The 16,781-nt window shown below is 47.4% G+C and carries 17 protein-coding genes; 1 reads left to right on the top strand and 16 read right to left on the bottom strand.

Annotated elements, in window-relative coordinates; translation table 11 throughout:
- Positions 1 to 179: 179 nt before the first annotated feature.
- The 5 genes from MKY42_RS00230 to MKY42_RS00210 form a co-directional block, all read right to left on the bottom strand.
- On the bottom strand, positions 180 to 1,328 hold the full coding sequence (locus MKY42_RS00230) for a peptidylprolyl isomerase (protein WP_179262247.1): 1,149 nt from the start codon (positions 1,326 to 1,328) through the stop codon (positions 180 to 182).
- On the bottom strand, positions 1,312 to 4,839 hold the full coding sequence (mfd, locus tag MKY42_RS00225; protein ID WP_090905215.1) for a transcription-repair coupling factor: 3,528 nt from the start codon (positions 4,837 to 4,839) through the stop codon (positions 1,312 to 1,314). The genes MKY42_RS00230 and mfd overlap by 17 nt, the downstream gene beginning before the upstream one ends.
- 278 nt (positions 4,840 to 5,117) lie before the next feature.
- Positions 5,118 to 5,348 (bottom strand): anti-sigma-F factor Fin family protein, encoded by a 231-nt coding sequence (locus MKY42_RS00220; RefSeq protein WP_024633714.1) that lies wholly within the window; start codon positions 5,346 to 5,348, stop codon positions 5,118 to 5,120.
- A gap of 97 nt (positions 5,349 to 5,445) precedes the next feature.
- Entirely contained in the window at positions 5,446 to 6,006 is a 561-nt protein-coding gene (gene pth / locus MKY42_RS00215) for an aminoacyl-tRNA hydrolase (protein WP_179262249.1), read from the bottom strand.
- A 120-nt stretch (positions 6,007 to 6,126) separates the two neighbouring features.
- A complete protein-coding gene (locus MKY42_RS00210) occupies positions 6,127 to 6,318 on the bottom strand; it encodes a hypothetical protein (protein ID WP_339847882.1) in 192 nt (63 codons plus the stop codon).
- 52 nt (positions 6,319 to 6,370) lie between these two features.
- Here MKY42_RS00210 and MKY42_RS00205 point away from each other — a divergent pair, with 52 nt between their 5' ends.
- Positions 6,371 to 6,571 carry a hypothetical protein gene (locus MKY42_RS00205; protein WP_024633712.1) on the top strand — a complete coding sequence of 67 codons (201 nt, stop codon included), beginning with the start codon at positions 6,371 to 6,373 and terminating at the stop codon, positions 6,569 to 6,571.
- A 109-nt stretch (positions 6,572 to 6,680) separates the two neighbouring features.
- Here the strand turns inward: MKY42_RS00205 and MKY42_RS00200 are convergent, their stop codons facing one another.
- The 11 genes from MKY42_RS00200 to MKY42_RS00150 all read right to left on the bottom strand — a co-directional run bounded on the left by MKY42_RS00200 (position 6,681) and on the right by MKY42_RS00150 (position 16,523).
- The gene (locus tag MKY42_RS00200; protein ID WP_017691370.1) at positions 6,681 to 7,634 is read right to left on the bottom strand and encodes a ribose-phosphate diphosphokinase; all 954 of its coding nucleotides are present in this window, start codon (positions 7,632 to 7,634) and stop codon (positions 6,681 to 6,683) included.
- Between the two features lie 101 nt (positions 7,635 to 7,735).
- On the bottom strand, positions 7,736 to 9,136 hold the full coding sequence (glmU, locus tag MKY42_RS00195; protein ID WP_090905219.1) for a bifunctional UDP-N-acetylglucosamine diphosphorylase/glucosamine-1-phosphate N-acetyltransferase GlmU: 1,401 nt from the start codon (positions 9,134 to 9,136) through the stop codon (positions 7,736 to 7,738).
- Positions 9,137 to 9,520: 384 nt separating this feature from the next.
- The gene (spoVG, locus tag MKY42_RS00190; protein WP_017691372.1) at positions 9,521 to 9,805 is read right to left on the bottom strand and encodes a septation regulator SpoVG; all 285 of its coding nucleotides are present in this window, start codon (positions 9,803 to 9,805) and stop codon (positions 9,521 to 9,523) included.
- Between the two features lie 188 nt (positions 9,806 to 9,993).
- A complete protein-coding gene (gene purR / locus MKY42_RS00185; protein WP_090905221.1) occupies positions 9,994 to 10,821 on the bottom strand; it encodes a pur operon repressor in 828 nt (275 codons plus the stop codon).
- 98 nt (positions 10,822 to 10,919) lie between these two features.
- Positions 10,920 to 11,774 carry a 4-(cytidine 5'-diphospho)-2-C-methyl-D-erythritol kinase gene (ispE, locus tag MKY42_RS00180; RefSeq protein WP_090905253.1) on the bottom strand — a complete coding sequence of 285 codons (855 nt, stop codon included), beginning with the start codon at positions 11,772 to 11,774 and terminating at the stop codon, positions 10,920 to 10,922.
- Positions 11,775 to 11,923: 149 nt separating this feature from the next.
- Complete coding sequence (locus MKY42_RS00175; RefSeq protein ID WP_053778930.1) at positions 11,924 to 12,100, bottom strand: small, acid-soluble spore protein, alpha/beta type; 177 nt, start codon at positions 12,098 to 12,100, stop codon at positions 11,924 to 11,926.
- A gap of 245 nt (positions 12,101 to 12,345) precedes the next feature.
- On the bottom strand, positions 12,346 to 12,621 hold the full coding sequence (locus MKY42_RS00170) for a Veg family protein (protein WP_053778931.1): 276 nt from the start codon (positions 12,619 to 12,621) through the stop codon (positions 12,346 to 12,348).
- 153 nt (positions 12,622 to 12,774) lie between these two features.
- Complete coding sequence (gene yabG, locus MKY42_RS00165; RefSeq protein WP_079697633.1) at positions 12,775 to 13,671, bottom strand: sporulation peptidase YabG; 897 nt, start codon at positions 13,669 to 13,671, stop codon at positions 12,775 to 12,777.
- A 59-nt stretch (positions 13,672 to 13,730) separates the two neighbouring features.
- Positions 13,731 to 14,633, bottom strand: a complete 903-nt coding sequence (gene rsmA / locus MKY42_RS00160; protein WP_339847871.1) for a 16S rRNA (adenine(1518)-N(6)/adenine(1519)-N(6))-dimethyltransferase RsmA — start codon at positions 14,631 to 14,633, stop codon at positions 13,731 to 13,733.
- A gap of 4 nt (positions 14,634 to 14,637) precedes the next feature.
- The gene (gene rnmV / locus MKY42_RS00155) at positions 14,638 to 15,183 is read right to left on the bottom strand and encodes a ribonuclease M5 (protein ID WP_091001847.1); all 546 of its coding nucleotides are present in this window, start codon (positions 15,181 to 15,183) and stop codon (positions 14,638 to 14,640) included.
- Between the two features lie 155 nt (positions 15,184 to 15,338).
- Complete coding sequence (locus tag MKY42_RS00150; RefSeq protein WP_110002332.1) at positions 15,339 to 16,523, bottom strand: 3D domain-containing protein; 1,185 nt, start codon at positions 16,521 to 16,523, stop codon at positions 15,339 to 15,341.
- Positions 16,524 to 16,781: the final 258 nt, after the last annotated feature.

Genomic DNA, 16,781 nt, shown 5'->3' with positions numbered 1-16,781 from the left:
TATAGTTGTGTAAACTTCCACAGAAGGCGACCATGTACCCACTTTGCTCCATAGATACAAGGAAAAGCAAGAGGCAGGCCTTAAGTCCCCCTCTTGCTTTTCTGTATGGTTGTCCATATTTGAAGCGTTCAGTGTATCATCCAGACAAACGTATTTGCTGAATGTATGCACTCGCTATCTTATTTACCGCTTGTATCTGTACTTTCATCTGTTTTTGTTTCCTTGTCGGTTCCAGTTGTTCCTTTATCCGTTTTGGTATCCGTACCCGCATCGGTTTTTTCACCCTCAGTACCTGTTCCAGTACCGGTCTTGCCTTCAGTAGTACCTTCAGTCGTGCCTTCTTTAGCCTTGTCTGTTTTTGGCAGTTTTACTTCTTTTACGATTTTGTCCAGTTCGCTGGTCATAAATGTGTCAATCTCAGCAGCGGCCAATTGGCTTTTGAGTGTTTCTTTTTGCTCAGCAGTCAATTTCGCATAGTCCGCTTCTGTACGTTTTTCTACTTTCATGATGTGATAACCGTATTCAGTCTCTACAGGATCGCTGATTTTGTTCAATGGCAGCGTTTTAGCCGCTTCTTTGAACGCATCTACCCAGCTGGCTACAGGTGTATCTTCGTACAATCCACCTTTTTCTGCAGAACCTGTGTCTTCAGAGTATTTCTTCGCAATTTCAGCAAAGTCCGCTCCCCCGTCCAATTTCGCTTTTACTTCTTTCGCAAGTTTCAGAGCATCTTCTTTTTTACGCTCTTTTTGTGTTTTTGGATCCGTAAAGTTGATCAGTACGTGACGAACAGACGCCGTTGTGAACTGATCTTTATTTTTCTCAAATTCAGCTTTAATCGCATCTTCAGTAACGCCCGTTTCTTTATCCTTGATTACCGTCATAATGCGAGTCATGTAATCCTTAATGTTCTGGTCTGTCAGATTCTGAGCTTTCAGCATCTCAGTCCATTGATCAGCTTGAACAGAAGCTTTCATTTTGTCGAATTGTTCTGTCGCTGTTTTGGCCCCCTCGGTTTTGGCTGCATCACTTGCTTTTCCACTCAAATATTCATATGCAACTTCCTGTTTCACCAGGTATTCCTTGAAATCATCCATATCCATCATTTGTGCATATTCCGGATAGAGGAATTTCATGACCCGTTGCTCCATGTCGAATTCATTGGCTGTAATTGTACCGCCATCATACGTAGCGACTACAGCACTTGTATCCTTTGGTTCCGTTGTCGCTTCTTCCTTCTTGCCGCAAGCAGCAAGCAGTGATAAGGACAGTACTGCTACCATGCTCACAGACAGTACTTTCCCTACTTTTTTATACTTTGCTAACATCCTTTAGTTCCCCCTTTGATTTAAAAGCACTTTTCATGGACTCCAGAAATTTCTCTACCAGCTCCATCAGTTGCTTGTCCCCAAGCCCTTTACCCTTGACATGAATAAGCATATGGGATCCTTGTTCAAATTGTACACGTCTTTCGAACTGATTTCCAATGTGTGCGATTTTTGAGAGCTCAAATGCATGTTCTCTGCCTTCATAGAACTTCACTGTAAGATCATCTCCGCGTTGGGAGATGGATTCAATACCGTAGATCTTGCCATAGACTTTCATTCTGGCCACCGCCAGCAAGTTGATTACGGCTTCTGGCAGATCTCCGAATCGGTCAACCAATTCGTCTTCCAGTTCCATTGCATCGTCGAAGGAGGCAATAACCGCCACTTTTTTATAAATTTCAATCTTCTGAATACTGTCATAAATATAATCCGACGGCAAGTACGCATCGATACTGAGATCCAGCGTTGTGTTCCACTGATCGGATGGCACCGGCTCTTCGCCGAGCATTGTAACTTTGCGTTTGTTGATTTCCTCTGCCAGCATCTGAGAATACAGATCGAATCCGACAGACGCGATAAAGCCGTGCTGTTCAGCTCCGAGCAAATTACCCGCGCCGCGAATCGATAAATCGCGCATCGCGATCTTGAATCCTGAACCTAGTTCGGTAAATTCCTTAATTGATTGCAGACGTTTCTCAGCCACTTCGGTCAGCACTTTGTCCCGTTGGTATGTGAAATAGGCATACGCAATCCGATTGGAACGACCGACCCGTCCACGCAGCTGGTACAGCTGGGAGAGCCCCATTTTGTCCGCGTCATGCACGATCAGAGTATTTACGTTAGGAATATCCACCCCGGTCTCGATGATGCTAGTGCTGACAAGTACGTCATATTCACCATCCAGGAAGTCCAGAATGGTTTTCTCCAGCTCCGTTTCCGACATCTGTCCATGCCCCACACCAACCTTGGCTTCCGGCACCAATTCGGAAATTTCCGCAGCCATCTCCTGAATTCCCTGCACACGGTTATACAGGTAGTACACCTGACCGCCGCGAGCCAATTCACGTTCAATCGCTTCACGAACAAGCGCCTGACTGTGTTCAACGACATACGTCTGTACCGGAAAACGGTTTTCCGGCGGTGTCTCGATAACCGACAGATCCCGAACGCCCAGCATGGACATGTGAAGGGTACGCGGAATCGGCGTCGCTGTCAGTGTCAGCACGTCCACGTTTGTTTTCAGCTTTTTCAGTTTTTCCTTGTGCGTTACACCGAAGCGCTGCTCTTCATCTACAATTAACAGGCCAAGGTCTTTGAAGACCAGATCCTGTGACAATAACCGATGAGTACCGATGACGATATCGACCGTGCCTGCCTTAATGCCTTTGGCTGTCTCGTTCTGTTCTTTACGTGAACGGAATCGGCTAAGTACATGAATGTTGAATGGATAACCGGAGAAACGCTCACGGAACGTTTCATAATGCTGCTGAGCCAAAATGGTTGTAGGGACTAATACAGCAACCTGTTTTCCCTCAATGGCAGCCTTAAAGGCGGCACGGATCGCAACCTCTGTTTTGCCATAACCAACATCTCCACACAATAAACGGTCCATCGGACGATTTTGTTCCATATCTTTCTTGATTTCTTCGATTGCACGCACCTGATCCCGTGTCTCATCATAAGGGAACATGTCCTCGAACTCCTGCTGTTCCGCAGAGTCTTTGTCGAAGCCAAAACCTTTTGACGTCTGGCGTTCCGCATAAAGCTTGATTAGATCATCAGCAATATCCTGTACAGATGTGCGGACTTTATTTTTAACCCGTGTCCACTCATTGCCGCCCAGTTTATATATTTTCGGCTCTTTCTCTTCCGAACCGACATATTTCTGAATCAGATCAATCTGCTCAATCGGTACAGACAGTTTGTCTCCACCTGCATAGAGAATATGCATGTAGTCCTTGTGAATACCGCCAACCTCAAGTGTACCGATGCCGAGATACTTACCGATCCCGTGATTTTGGTGAACGACATAATCGCCCACTTTCAGCTCACTATAGGATTTAATGCGTTCTGCATTGTCCACATTACGAATCGGCTTGCGCACTTTGCGCTGCTTCTGTGAGAACATCTCGCCTTCGGTAACGACAGCCAGATGAATGGAAGGCATCTCAAATCCGGTTTGCAGGTTGCCAATAAGCATCTCCGGCTCAGGGATATCATAGTCCATGAGTACCCGACGCATCCGATCGAGTCTTTCCTCACCGTTAGCCAGCATAAGCACCTGAACCCCGGCTTTCTGCCAGCGCTCCATCTCTGCTTTGAGCACGTTCATCTGACCATGGAAGTCCTGCATTCCACGGCTGATAAAGTTGAGAATATTCTGCGGCTGGGTATGAGGAACCTGACGCAAAAAGATGGACATAAACAGCGTCTGGAATGGACGTTCATAGATCAGATCATCCCCATCCGCTGACAGATGCAGGTCCGGAAGGGTCTTCCCGTTTTGCATCAAATGCAGATTCCACTCCGACTCATCCCGGTCAAGCTGTTTCGACGTCTCTGCAAGCCTTGCCGGCTCGTCGAGTACAAGCAATGTATCTTCTGGCATGTAGTCGTAGATCGTCTTGTTTTCGGGATAGAGCGGTGAAATATATTTATACATTTCGGAGAAATACACATGCTCCCGCAGAAGTTCGATCTCACGATGAATTTCTTCCCGCAGACGCAGCTTCGCCTGCCGGTCCGTCATTTTCTCCAACTGTTGGTCAAGCAAAATAACGGCTGTATCCGCAGCCTTCTCCATGCGTTCGCGATCTGCAATTAACTCTTTGCACGGCAGAACCGTCACTTCGTCAATTCGTTCAATGGAACGCTGGTCTGCAGGATCAAATGTCCGAATGGAATCGATCTCATCGTCGAATAATTCCACACGATACGCAATGGACGATGTAACTGGATAGAAATCAATAATTCCTCCACGCACACTCATCTCACCACGTGATTCTACGCGCTCTACACGTTCATATCCGAGCTTCACCATCTCCAGCAGGAATGCATCGAGCTCCAGCGTATTGCCTTGTTTAATTGTAATCTGAGCATTAGCCATTACTTCCGGAAGTGGAACATAGCGCCGTACCCCGGAAAATGGGATAACAACAACGCCCCTGAATCCCTGGGCGCAACGGACCAACACATCAATACGCTGACCCAATGTTTCCGGACTGGAAACAGCAGCTTCAGCGGCAACAAGTTCGTTGGCAGGATAGAGCAGCACCTGATCTGGTGAAAGCGCTTCCTGTAAATCTTCTGCGATTTTTTGAGCGGAAAACATATTGTGTGTCACAACGAGCAGGGGTCGGTTCGTTTCCTGATGCAGGGCAGCCAGCATAATCTGACGTGCCGAACCGGATAAGCCCGAAACCAATTGCTCCTTCATACCGGATGTAATCCCGGCCGTAATGGACCCGAAGTCCGGATCTTTGGAAAAAGCCTGTATAAGTGCTTGTAACAAAAGGGGCACCTCTCTTATAACTTACTTGAGTATCTCACGCCTGCGCGCAGGTTCACCACATTAAAAATTGGATACAAATTCCTTTTTGTCCTGTTTCATCATAAAGGATTAATCGCTACTTTGCCACATCCGTTTAATGTGGCTGAGCACGATTTTGGAAGCAGTCTGGTTTCATCCCAACTGAAAAGAAGCCTCAGCAGGCTGCCAAGGCTATAAAGGTGGAGCGGTATTCCGCAGCCGCCATCATCTGTCATAAGTTCTTGCTGCGTGCGAGTTAATTATTGAAGCGGACTCGCAAGCAGGCTCAGCTCAGGATTAAATTCCAAAGCTTCTTTGCAATAATCACATGTAATCCGAACGGTTATATCGCCACCGGAATTATACGCTATTATATCCCTCCGCTCGTCGGGGGTCAAGAAATGAAAGCCTAATTGCGCTTCCGTTATCCGGGCAGAATCGATTCGTCCAATAAAAGTACGGCAGTGCCTACACACATAATTCACTGACATGTTTATGCCTCCTGAACATGGTTTATACGTCCAGTATGCCCATTAAGACTGAATTGAACCCGAATCTTGATCATTTTTCCAGTGCCAGTTGCAGCGGTTACCCGTTGAATTTGGCCATCGTCTGCTCAAACGTATGATCCAGACTATACTCCAATGCATTACAGGTCTGTTCGATCGTTTGTTCGAGTGCTTCCTTTTCGTTCTTCATAAACTTCGACAGTACGTAATCTACAATGGCATGTCCCGGTTCTGGTCGGGATATGCCCATCCGTACCCGGTTAAACTGCTGAGTACCGGTATGCTGGATAATGGATTTGATTCCATTGTGACCACCTGCACTGCCCTGGTAACGCAATCTGACTTTGCCTGTTTCCGTGTCCATATCATCGTAGACAACAATCAGGTCTTCCAGACTAACTTTATAAAAATCCATATAAGCCCTTACCGACTCACCGGACAGGTTCATAAACGTCATTGGTTTAATCAGCACCGTTTTGACGCCGCCAATCACACCTTCTCCAATCAGCGCCTTGCATTTGCTCTGCGTAATGGAGATATTATGGCGCTCTGCAAGTCGATCGAGTGCCATAAAGCCGATATTATGACGGGTTTTAGCGTAGTTCGGGCCTGGATTTCCGAGGCCGACAATCCACTTCATCTTGTTCCCTCCTTCGGATCAGCCTAAGGTGAAGCATAGACTTCGAATGTTATATTTCATATAATATCAACAAAGTATGATTCGAAATGGTTATATAATTTGAACGATTATTACACCTTATCACTCCGATTGCAGTACCATCTTTCGATCGGCTCTTATCCCCAGATTTTCTTTATTCCCTTGATCCAAGGGAATAATCCGGTGATAGCCTTTGCTTTCGAAGTAGCTTTCTTGCAGAAAGCTTTCAGGCGCACGCTCCGCTTCTTCAGATTGGTTCTGCACTCTCCGTTTTGGTGTAAACGTCAGTTTCAACTTATATTATGTTTACAGCTTTTATTCATCAACCCAGGAAGGTGAGCGGGTTTTGCGCGAAGACAACGGACAACTGACTCAACATAGCGATTTTATCTATCATCTGGAATATCACGTACCTGTACAGGTATATGACCGCGACACCCATATTGAGATCGGACTAATCACACGTTTCGATAATCAATTTGTCGAAATTGCCGACACTCTTTTTCATCGGCGCCGGTTCCGTTTTATCTCCCGCCCCGGATACTAGAAATCCGGCAGGCAACTGCTTCACTTCCAACATAACGGCACGCCGACAGGGGTTACATTTTCCATTGATCCGGAAAACGTAACCCCTCTACTACTTTATGCAGACATCCTTATTCAATTTCAAACAGCTTGCTGATTGACAATTCCTCATGAACCCGGATAATGGCTTCTCCGAGCAAAGGTGCTACAGACAACACTTTAAGTTTGCTTGTCGGGTTAGCATGCGTAATCGGAATAGTATCCGTTACGATAACTTCCTTCAGCGGTGCATTCTCCAAGCGTTCCATCGCAGGGCCGGACAATACCGGGTGAGTACAGCAAGCGTATACTTCCTTCACGCCGCCTTCCATCAGAGCATTTGCTCCCAGTACAATCGTTCCCGCTGTATCAATGATGTCATCGATCAGAATTGCTGTTTTACCTTCGATGTTACCGATAATGTTCATCACTTCGCTGACGTTCGGCTCTGGACGACGTTTGTCGATAATTGCGAGAGGTGCATTCAGGAAGTCCGCCAGTTTCCGAGCGCGTACTACGCCGCCGTGGTCAGGCGATACAACAACCGGATTTTCGATCTGTTTCGAGCGGAAATATTGAGCCAAAATCGGCACGCCGAGCAGATGATCGACTGGAATGTCGAAGAATCCCTGGATCTGCATGGCATGCAAGTCCATCGCGATTACACGGGTTGCACCCGCTTTTTCGATCAAATTGGCAACCAGTTTGGCTGTAATCGGGTCACGCGAACGGGCCTTACGGTCCTGTCTAGCATAACCATAGTACGGAATAACGACGTTAATCGTCTTGGCAGATGCCCGTTTAAGTGCATCAATCATAACGAGCATTTCCATCAGGTTGTCATTAACCGGCAAGCAAGTAGACTGCACGATATAAACGTGACAGCCCCGAACACTCTCAGAGAGTTTCACTTGGATCTCACCATCACTGAAGCTGGTTGTGTGAGATTCACCCATAGGAATTCCGATATAATCAGCAATTTGATGGGCAAGCTTGGGGTTAGAATTGCAAGTAAATATTTTTAGTTTCGAATCAAAATAAGTCATAAAATAAAAACCCTCCGTGCTGGTTCATTGGAATCTATAAGCGTCTGCGACATGTCGGCACCCCCCGATGTTCGGCAGGCAATTCTTAATATCAATACCCCTTATTCGGGTTTGGCATTTTGTTTCTTTGCTTTGGCACGACCACGGATTTTCTCCGCATACCCAGGTTTGTTCTCCTGGCGTGGGCGGGCAATCGCGAGATCGTTGTCGGGAACGGAATGGGTAACGGTAGAGCCCGCAACAACATATGCGCCTTTTCCTACCGTGACAGGTGCAATCAGATTGACATTGCTGCCTACGAACGCATCATCTTCAATCGTCGTTACAGCTTTATTATATCCATCATAATTCACCGTTATTGCCCCGCATCCAACATTTACGTTTTTCCCGACTTTAGCATCCCCAATATAACTGAGATGAGATACTTTGGAGCCTTCATCAATTGTAGCATTTTTCACTTCAACAAAGTCACCAATTTTTACTTTGCGGCCCAGTTTGGTGCCTGGACGCAAATAAGCAAATGGACCTACGGTTGCTTCTGATCCAACCTCGGCTTGTGACAGCACAGAATGTTTGATTGTAACCCCATCCTGAATGATACTGTCTTCGATATCAGCCTGAGGACCAATATGGCAGGCTTCACCAATGGTAGTTGACCCTTTGAGTATGGTACCCGGATACAATACCGTATCTGATCCAATGGTAACATCCGCCCCGATATATGTCGATGCCGGATCGATGATCGTAACACCGTTCAACATATGTCTTACCGCCAAACGTTCACGCATGAACGCTTCTGCTTGTGAAAGGGCAAGCCGATCATTAACTCCGATGGATTCCGCGATGTCATCTGACATGTAGGCTTCCACCACTTCTCCATCATTACGGAAAATGCCAACCACGTCAGTGAGATAATACTCTCCCTGAGCATTCTGGTTCGTCACTTTCTCCAGCGCAGCGAACAACTTGGCATTATCGAAGCAGTACGTACCTGTGTTGATTTCGTTCACGGCATCTTCCTGCTCCGTGCAATCCTTCTGTTCCACAATGCGTTGTACTGAACCATCTTCTCCGCGAATAACGCGACCGTACCCTTTGGGATTGTCCAGTTTAGCTGTAAGTACCGTTGCTGCTGCTCCGCGACTCTCATGCAGCTTCATCAGTCCTTCCAGCGTTTCACTGGTCACAAGTGGTGTATCTCCACAGACAACAATGGTTGACCCTGCTTCACTGCCGAGCAGAGATTTAACCTGCTTCACCGCATGTCCTGTTCCCAATTGTTCAGCCTGAAGCACGTACTCTGCTCTGGAACCCAAAAATGACTGCACCGCTTCGGCACCGTGACCGACCACAACGACGCTGCGTTCAACACCTGCGCGAAGAGCTGCATCCAGCACGTGACCCACCATTGGTTTACCGCATACGGGATGCAGTACCTTGTACAATTTTGATTTCATCCGTTTGCCTTGCCCTGCCGCAAGAACGATTGCCATTCTTTTCAAAATTTACGACCTCCTGTTCTGAAAAACCCATCGTTTGACCTTACCTGTATATATCCGATGAGTAACGTTCAGCCGGCCCTGCGCCGGTCTTGTTCATCGCCTGCTGTCTCTGTAATCACGCGTAACAACGCGGACACCAACAAATCGTGACCTATATGTATACGCCGTGTACCTGCGAGCTTAACCGATTCCCATGATTCCTAAGATGCCGCCCTGTTACCAAGCGCACGCTGCGCTTTTTGTTCTTTCAACATTTTGCAGAATTCAAGCTGCGAAAATGCTCTTCTGTGAATAAACTCAATACTGAATATATCTTATTCCCGTCAAAAAGAAAAGAGAGCCATAAGACATGGCTCTCTTTTCCTTCGAACCCCAATAATGTTCTCAGGCACCTTCTTCAATGACTTCTTCCTCAGTTGCTGCGCGATCATACTCAGTCAAAACAGCTGCTTGAATCTTCTCGCGAGTACCGGAAGAGATCGGGTGGGCGATATCACGGAATTCTCCGTCAGGAGTCCGCTTGCTCGGCATAGCAACAAACATTCCGTTATTGCCATCGATGACGCGAATGTCATGAACGACGAATTCGTTATCGATGGTAATGGATGCGATAGCCTTCATTCTCCCCTCAGAGTTAACACGGCGGAGTCTGACATCCGTAATTTGCATGTGTGTGTTCACCACCTTTTTCCATCAGAACTTGGTGTATAATTCCACACAGCCTATACGAACTCCTTCTTTTTATAACCATAAAAATGTCCTAATTTCAGGAATTTTTTTATTTAATACACAATTCGACAACGTTAGTGCCAGGTCGATGGAAAAGAACCTTTCCCGACATGTAATTCGTCATGATTCTACACGTCAAAATAGTTGCCAGGCTTGACGGAAATGTGTCTGCTCTTCGCATCAACCGCCGTCAGCTTCGCCAGAGAAATGTAATCCGTCAGCAGTCGTTCTTCCGAATCAACCGATCCAGATTCTACTAATACGCCTACTCCCGCTACCGTAGCATTAAACTCGGCTAATAGGTCGATCATCCCTTGGACGGTTCCCCCGGCTTTCATAAAATCATCTACAATGAGCACTCTGGAGTGCTCACGCATAGCCCTGCGAGATAGGGACATGGTATGTAGGCTTTTATGGGACCCGGATACATAATTGATACTTACGGCCGATCCTTCCGTAGCCTGATGGTCCCTGCGCACGAGCACTACAGGCAGGTTGAGCTGGGCTCCGGTCGCATAAGCAAGCGGAATTCCTTTAGTCTCGACCGTCATCACCACATCAATATCCATATTGCCAAAGGCCGTTGCAAAAATCTTGCCGGCTTCATTCATCAATGCGGGCTGTCCAAGCAGGTCGGACATGTACAGGTACTCACCAGGGAGTATCCGATCGGGCTGCGCGAGCTGGGTAGAAAGTCGTTCTGCAAAAGCCAGTGCCAGTTCTCTGGACACCTTTGGAATCCACTTTACTCCCCCGGCTGCTCCAGCCAGTGTATGCAGTTCTCCCGAACCACCTTCTTCGAACACTTCTTTGATAATCGCCAAATCTTCACTGATCGACGACTTCGCAGCTCCGTAGCGTTCGGCAAATGTGGTCAACGGAATAACCGTATGCGGTCTAGACAATAAGTACTGCGTCATTTCAACCAGCCTTGCGCTTCGTTTTAATTTCTTCACAGAGATCCATCCTCACGATCACGGAAAACATCCAAATCCGAATAATTATTTAAAAATATACCACCTTTATACGTGTTTGTACATTATAAAAGCGAATTTTAAGTTAGCATACGTACGGCGTATACTTCTTTACAGAAGCCTCGCAGCCCATTGTAGATCCGTGCAACTTTGGACTCCTTGGAGACCAGCCCAAACACAGTAGGGCCGCTGCCTGACATTAATACTCCGTCTGCTCCAAGCCGAATCATGGCATCCTTCAGATGCTGAACTTCCGGATACAGCTTCAACGTTACGTCCTCAAGCACATTCCCCATCTGCCCGCACACTTCGGCAAAGGATTGATTGCGAATGGCCTGCTCCATTTTGGCAGCACTCGGATGACGAACGATCTTGTCGCTGCGGAACCGTCCATAGACGTCGGCTGTGGACACATTAATCGGCGGCTTGGCCAAGATCACCCAACATTGCGGGGGATTCGGCATCGGTGTCAGCTTCTCCCCACGGCCTGTGGCGAGTGCTGTTCCGCCTGTAATGCAGAAAGGCACATCCGAGCCCAGTTCGGCTCCAAGTTCCTGCAGCTCTTGATCGGGGATGTTGAGACGCCAGAGGCGATTCAATCCACGCAGCGTTGCTGCTGCATCACTGCTGCCACCAGCAAGTCCGGCGGCCACTGGTATTTTTTTGTCCAGATGAATATGCACTCCGGTTCTCACGTCATAACGCTCTTTGATGAGCCTGGCTGCCTGAAAAGCCAAGTTCTTCTCATCCAGGGGGATATATCCCGCCTGACTAGAGATAAAGATCGTGTCACGAGGCAGCTCAGACATTTCCAGTCGATCGGCAAGATCCACCATCGTCATGATCATCTCAACTTCGTGGAATCCATCTCTTCTTTTATGTAAAACGTCTAGCATCAAATTGATTTTAGCAGGCGCTTTTTCGTAAATTTTCAAGGCGTTCACCCGTCCTCACCTTTTCCCTAAGACAACTTAACATATTATATCAAAATGGGGCTGTCAAGTCATTTCTATTCCGCATCCATGGGGAAAAAGCGAGGTCATTCCTGCCGGATTGCCCCGCTCTCCAAACCGATTGAACCGGATTACGATTTGCGTGCAGCTTCTTCCGCAAGTTGAATGGCCCGTTTCACCATATTGCCCGCATCCTTCGCTTTGATCCCGCCCCAACCTTCCTGCTGGACAGTATCATAGAACCCCAGGTCTTTTGCCAGTTCATTCTTGAGTTCATCCGACATTACACTTCTTCTTCTCCGGCTCATGGATCATCCTCCTCCAAATAGTTCATTCATGATAAGTCCATTGGTATCCGGGACTAATTGCCCCCAGGCCAAGCCAATTCATTTGATCTACTTAAGAATAATGCCTTGAACCTGTCCAAATAGTATGCCGCTTCTTCCCCAGACTCATTCCTGATCAACTATGGCTCTCCCATGAACCGAGCGGGATTTTTTCAAAATAAAAAAAGCGACCTGCCCAAGGGGGCAGAATCGCCGTAAATCGATACTTACGTCTCCATGTAGGAGCTATGCGTCTGGCTGCCTGGATCAAATACCATGACTTCCACCGATTCCGTAAGTATATCAGCATAACTGTAGGATACTCGCTTGAATGTTTCTTGCTCCTCATCAAGCTTGACAATAAAAACAGAAGGGTACGTTTCTTCCAATACACCCGTACGCTCAATGGTCTTACGGCGGCCACCATTAGCCCGCAGCATAATTTTCTGACCGATATGTGCATCGAGATTGCGTTTGATATCCAATAGCGTATTTTTAGCCATTGTCGACGACCACCTCTTTTCTTGTCCATTATACCGGATTTTACAGTCATTGTCAAATCAAAACTAATTATTATATCAGTATCAAAAAGTTGTTGTCAATGAATTTTTTTGCAAACAAAAAAAGCCCCTAAATGAGGCTTTCTTCTGCCATCTTCAGACGGCTGATGGATTCACTTTTAACGTGGATAAATCATTCAATCCGGGCAGACCTACCCGATAACTCCCCCGTGTCTCAACGCCGCCCACACCCTGGCTGCCACTAATCGTGTTATGCAAAATGTCATTCATATTCACGGTTTCGCGCACTGACGTGAAGGCTGCCTTGGCTGCCACATAGACCGGGTCTAAAGCATGAATGAGAATTCGGCCTGGTGAACTGGCAAAGTTCGCTCCAGCACGCAGCAAGGCCTCAAAGTGGGACTGACACGCACCAGCTACAATCGTGAGCGCATCGAGATGGCGTTCATATTGCCTAGCCACCTGAATAGCGGATACGAAGTTTTGCGAATTTTTGTAGCTGCCCAGACTATATAAGTCATAGGGCTGACGAGTCTTAAGTACACCATCATGGCCAGTAATGACAACAATGTCCGGGCGAACTTTGGGCAGCAGACGATATAAAGTGTCCGCCATGGCAGACTCATGTACGTATTGCCCCTCTGCGGGAACACGAAGCTGCTCATAAAGGTTCATGCTTTTTTTTAGATAATTAGGATCGCCATCCAAGTGCAGTACTTTGCCAGGCATCTCAAAATAGGCGGGTTCTTGTTGAACAGACCATTCCTGAACCAAACCTTCACGATTGCGCTCGGCCTGTTCCATTCGATTCTGCTGCAAGCGTGAGAGCGTCTGATGCGCCTTCACGTGAGCCTGCCTCGTCTTGGCACTCTGCGGTTCATAAGGAACCTGTATCAAATCGTCCACAGGGGAATCGGCTAACAGCCGGAACTCGGTCCCTTTAATGATGGCACCGTCCGACTGGAGGCCTTCCAACCGGAAAGTCACATCTCCACCGTATGACTTTCGAACGACCAAGTCTCCGATATTCATCAACATTATCACCTCTACCCCATCGTATGGGCAGAAACCCGGATTGGTTCATCCGAATTTTACAGAGCTGCGCGTACCCCAGCTTCCCACATTACGTTACTGAGTGTCGCATACTCCTGCAGGCTCAATGTTTCTCCCCGTCTCGAAGGCTGAATACCAGCCTGCTCCAGCAGCTGATCAGCCTGTTCTCTGTTCTCCTTTGTGAAGAAACGAGCTTTCAAATTATTGGAGATTGTTTTTCTACGCTGCGCGAATGAAGCCTGTACCACTTCGAAGAAATGTGCCTCGTCGGGAACTTCAACCGGCGGTTGCTCACGCACCTTTAACTTGATTACAGCCGATTCCACATTAGGCTGCGGAATAAATACCGTGGGCGGAACAATACAGACCAATTCAGGCATACTGTAGTACTGGACTGCAATGCTCAGACTGCCATAGTCCTTAGATCCAGGAGCAGCAGCCATGCGTTCAGCCACTTCCTTCTGGATCATGACCACAATGCTGTCTACAGGCAGCTTCTCTTCGAGCAGTTTCATCATGATTGGCGTCGTTACATAATAAGGCAGATTGGCCACAACACTCACTTTATCTACCGTTCCAAAATCGGTGCGGAACAGCTCAGCCAGATCCAGCTTCAGCACATCCCCATGATGCACACGAACATTCGGATAAGGCTGCATCACTTCACCCAGAATCGGCAGCAGCCGCTGATCAATCTCTACAGCCGTTACAGGCCCGGCTACCCGAGCCAGACGTTCTGTGAGGGCGCCGATACCTGGTCCGATCTCAAGTGCACCCTTGGACTCGTCCAAATCAGCTGCATTTACAATTTTGTTCAATATATTTTGATCGATCAGAAAGTTCTGACCCAGGCTCTTCTTGAATGAAAATCCGTGTCTTTGAATAATTTCTTTGGTTCGTTTGGGGGTTGCAATCTCTACCGTTTCTTCCATGCCCTTCATACGCTCACAATCCTTCACGTTCAATTTGCGATAATGCTGCGGAGAACTCTTCCCGGGTAATCTGGAATACACTCAACCGCTTGTGGAACTGCTTGCCGTTGCAATATCCTATGCCCAGCAGATTGCCCATCTCCATACGACGTGCAGCAGCCTGTGGGTGCACAATCAGTCCCGCCGCAATCAGATCCTCCCAATCGATCAGACTGGGTGCGCCTTCATAAGACGTGTGTACACGTGCCAGTGCATGACGAATGGCCTCAGGTGAGGCGTTCTCCACTCCGATGTCGCCTTTACGCGTAGCATCTGCCTCCGGGATGAAGGCATGCTTGCAGCCAGGTACTTTATTGGCGATGATTTTACGAATACGTTCACCAGCATGATCCGGGTCTGTCAGTACGATGACACCACGTCTCTCTTGGGCAAGTGCAATGCGCTTTAGAATACGCTGGTTGATGGCCGACCCACCAGTCTCGATCGTATCTGCCTGAACCGCACGTCGAATAGCTACGGTGTCGTCACGACCTTCCACCACGATCACTTCTTTTATCATGTTCCATTTCTTCCTTTCTAACGCAAAAAGAAGAGGAGTATCCTCTTCTCTGCCAAACGGCGGGGGAGACTGAATTCAGACCCCTCCGCCGCATATTCCGCATGAATCATTCATGCTTATATTTTATAGCATTCCCATTTCAAAGTAAAACGATTTTAGTTCGCTTCCGGCTTCACCGGACCAATCACATATACCGTCTTGCCTTTCTTCCGTCCGAAGTTCAGGGCATGCTTCACACTATCATAATACACATCAATTTTGTTGCCTTTAATGGCACCACCTGTGTCTTCCGCACGACGGAAGCCAAGGCCCTCGATATATACCCACCAGCCAATTGGAATGACTTTGGGATCAACCGCAATGGTACGTCCCTCGGTTACCCGAGTACCTGATGCCGTTTTTGTGCCGATACCGGGCTCTTCAGAAGAGTATGCCGTCATGGATACATTTTTCAACACTTTAGAATATTTAAAAGAACTGCCTGAGACGGTAATTACTTTGCTGCCCGAGGCAGCGGTTTTCTTCGAGTTCGTTGTTGTTGCTGTTTTTGTCGTGGAAGTCTGCGCCGATACCGTCTGAATCACTGGCTCTTTCACAACAGGTTTGGCTTTGGTACCAACGGCGATCACTTTATCAACGCGATTCGTTGCGACCGATTTGCCCACCATTTTTTTGGAGACCAATTCTCCATCCTGGAACACCTTTTCAATATGCTGTACAAGTGTGCCTTCTTTACCGCTCACAACGACACGATTGTCGCCTTTGTACAAGCTAGGGTCAGCCGTTTTGATCACTTTGTAAGCAATCGGCTGTTCCACGTCCACCGTACGCTTTGTTACACGCACTACACGGATTTTCATATCCGCTTCAATAGTGGTTCCAAGCGCCGGATACACTTTGTCTTCACTTGCAATCTGAATACCTGATTTTTTAATCGCATCTTTTACCGATGAATCGGTTGTATACAGAGTCTTGGTGTCTCCGTCTGCCGTAATATTAACTGGAACGGCCCGCTCAATAACGATGCGGTCTCCATCTGTGATCGCCCCATTCAAGGGCATGGATACCTGATCGTGAGGGCTGACTGTGATTGACTGCTCCTCCAGCATTTCCTGAAGCATTCCTGTACGAGTCTCTACCGCTTGAGCTTTGCCATCAATAACCAGTGAAATTTGTTTCCCGGCCTGACCGTAAACGACTAACAAGATCATGATTGTAAGCGCAATTGAGAAAATCGCGATCAATGCCATTTGACGCAAGTTCTCATGCTTCCACCGCAACGCGAAAGACTTACTGGATGATCGTGACTCATGGGTCTCTTCTGGTTGGAATGTGCCCACTTCTCCGTCCTCCTTCATAGCCTCGCCGTCTAAAGTAATGCATGATGTCTTTGACGCGACTATACCAAATTTTCTACAGAACACAGATCGGACCAACATAATCCGGTTCTGCACCATGAATCAATCTTCGCAACATGATGTCATCCTCCTGAATACTTACCGTATGATGACCGTATTTCTTTTATTCAAAAACAAAAAAGCCAAAGAAAGAGTTTAAGAGGAACTCTTTCGTGGCTTCCGAATGATTCTGAATATCGG

Source organism: Paenibacillus sp. FSL W7-1088 (assembly GCF_037969855.1).
Classification (GTDB): domain Bacteria; phylum Bacillota; class Bacilli; order Paenibacillales; family Paenibacillaceae; genus Paenibacillus.
The sequence above is the reverse complement of the archived record's forward strand: the minus strand, read 5'-3'. Positions and strand labels throughout refer to the sequence as shown.

Coding starts and splice junctions, on each gene's coding strand:
- rsmA (WP_339847871.1), bottom strand. CDS start 14,633: ATGAAGGGCATGGAAGAAACGGTAGAGATTGCAACCCCCAAACGAACC.
- pth (WP_179262249.1), bottom strand. CDS start 6,006: ATGAAGTGGATTGTCGGCCTCGGAAATCCAGGCCCGAACTACGCTAAA.
- MKY42_RS00230 (WP_179262247.1), bottom strand. CDS start 1,328: ATGTTAGCAAAGTATAAAAAAGTAGGGAAAGTACTGTCTGTGAGCATG.
- MKY42_RS00200 (WP_017691370.1), bottom strand. CDS start 7,634: ATGACTTATTTTGATTCGAAACTAAAAATATTTACTTGCAATTCTAAC.
- yabG (WP_079697633.1), bottom strand. CDS start 13,671: ATGAATATCGGAGACTTGGTCGTTCGAAAGTCATACGGTGGAGATGTG.
- rnmV (WP_091001847.1), bottom strand. CDS start 15,183: ATGATAAAAGAAGTGATCGTGGTGGAAGGTCGTGACGACACCGTAGCT.
- MKY42_RS00175 (WP_053778930.1), bottom strand. CDS start 12,100: ATGAGCCGGAGAAGAAGAAGTGTAATGTCGGATGAACTCAAGAATGAA.
- spoVG (WP_017691372.1), bottom strand. CDS start 9,805: ATGCAAATTACGGATGTCAGACTCCGCCGTGTTAACTCTGAGGGGAGA.
- MKY42_RS00220 (WP_024633714.1), bottom strand. CDS start 5,348: ATGTCAGTGAATTATGTGTGTAGGCACTGCCGTACTTTTATTGGACGA.
- MKY42_RS00170 (WP_053778931.1), bottom strand. CDS start 12,621: ATGGCTAAAAATACGCTATTGGATATCAAACGCAATCTCGATGCACAT.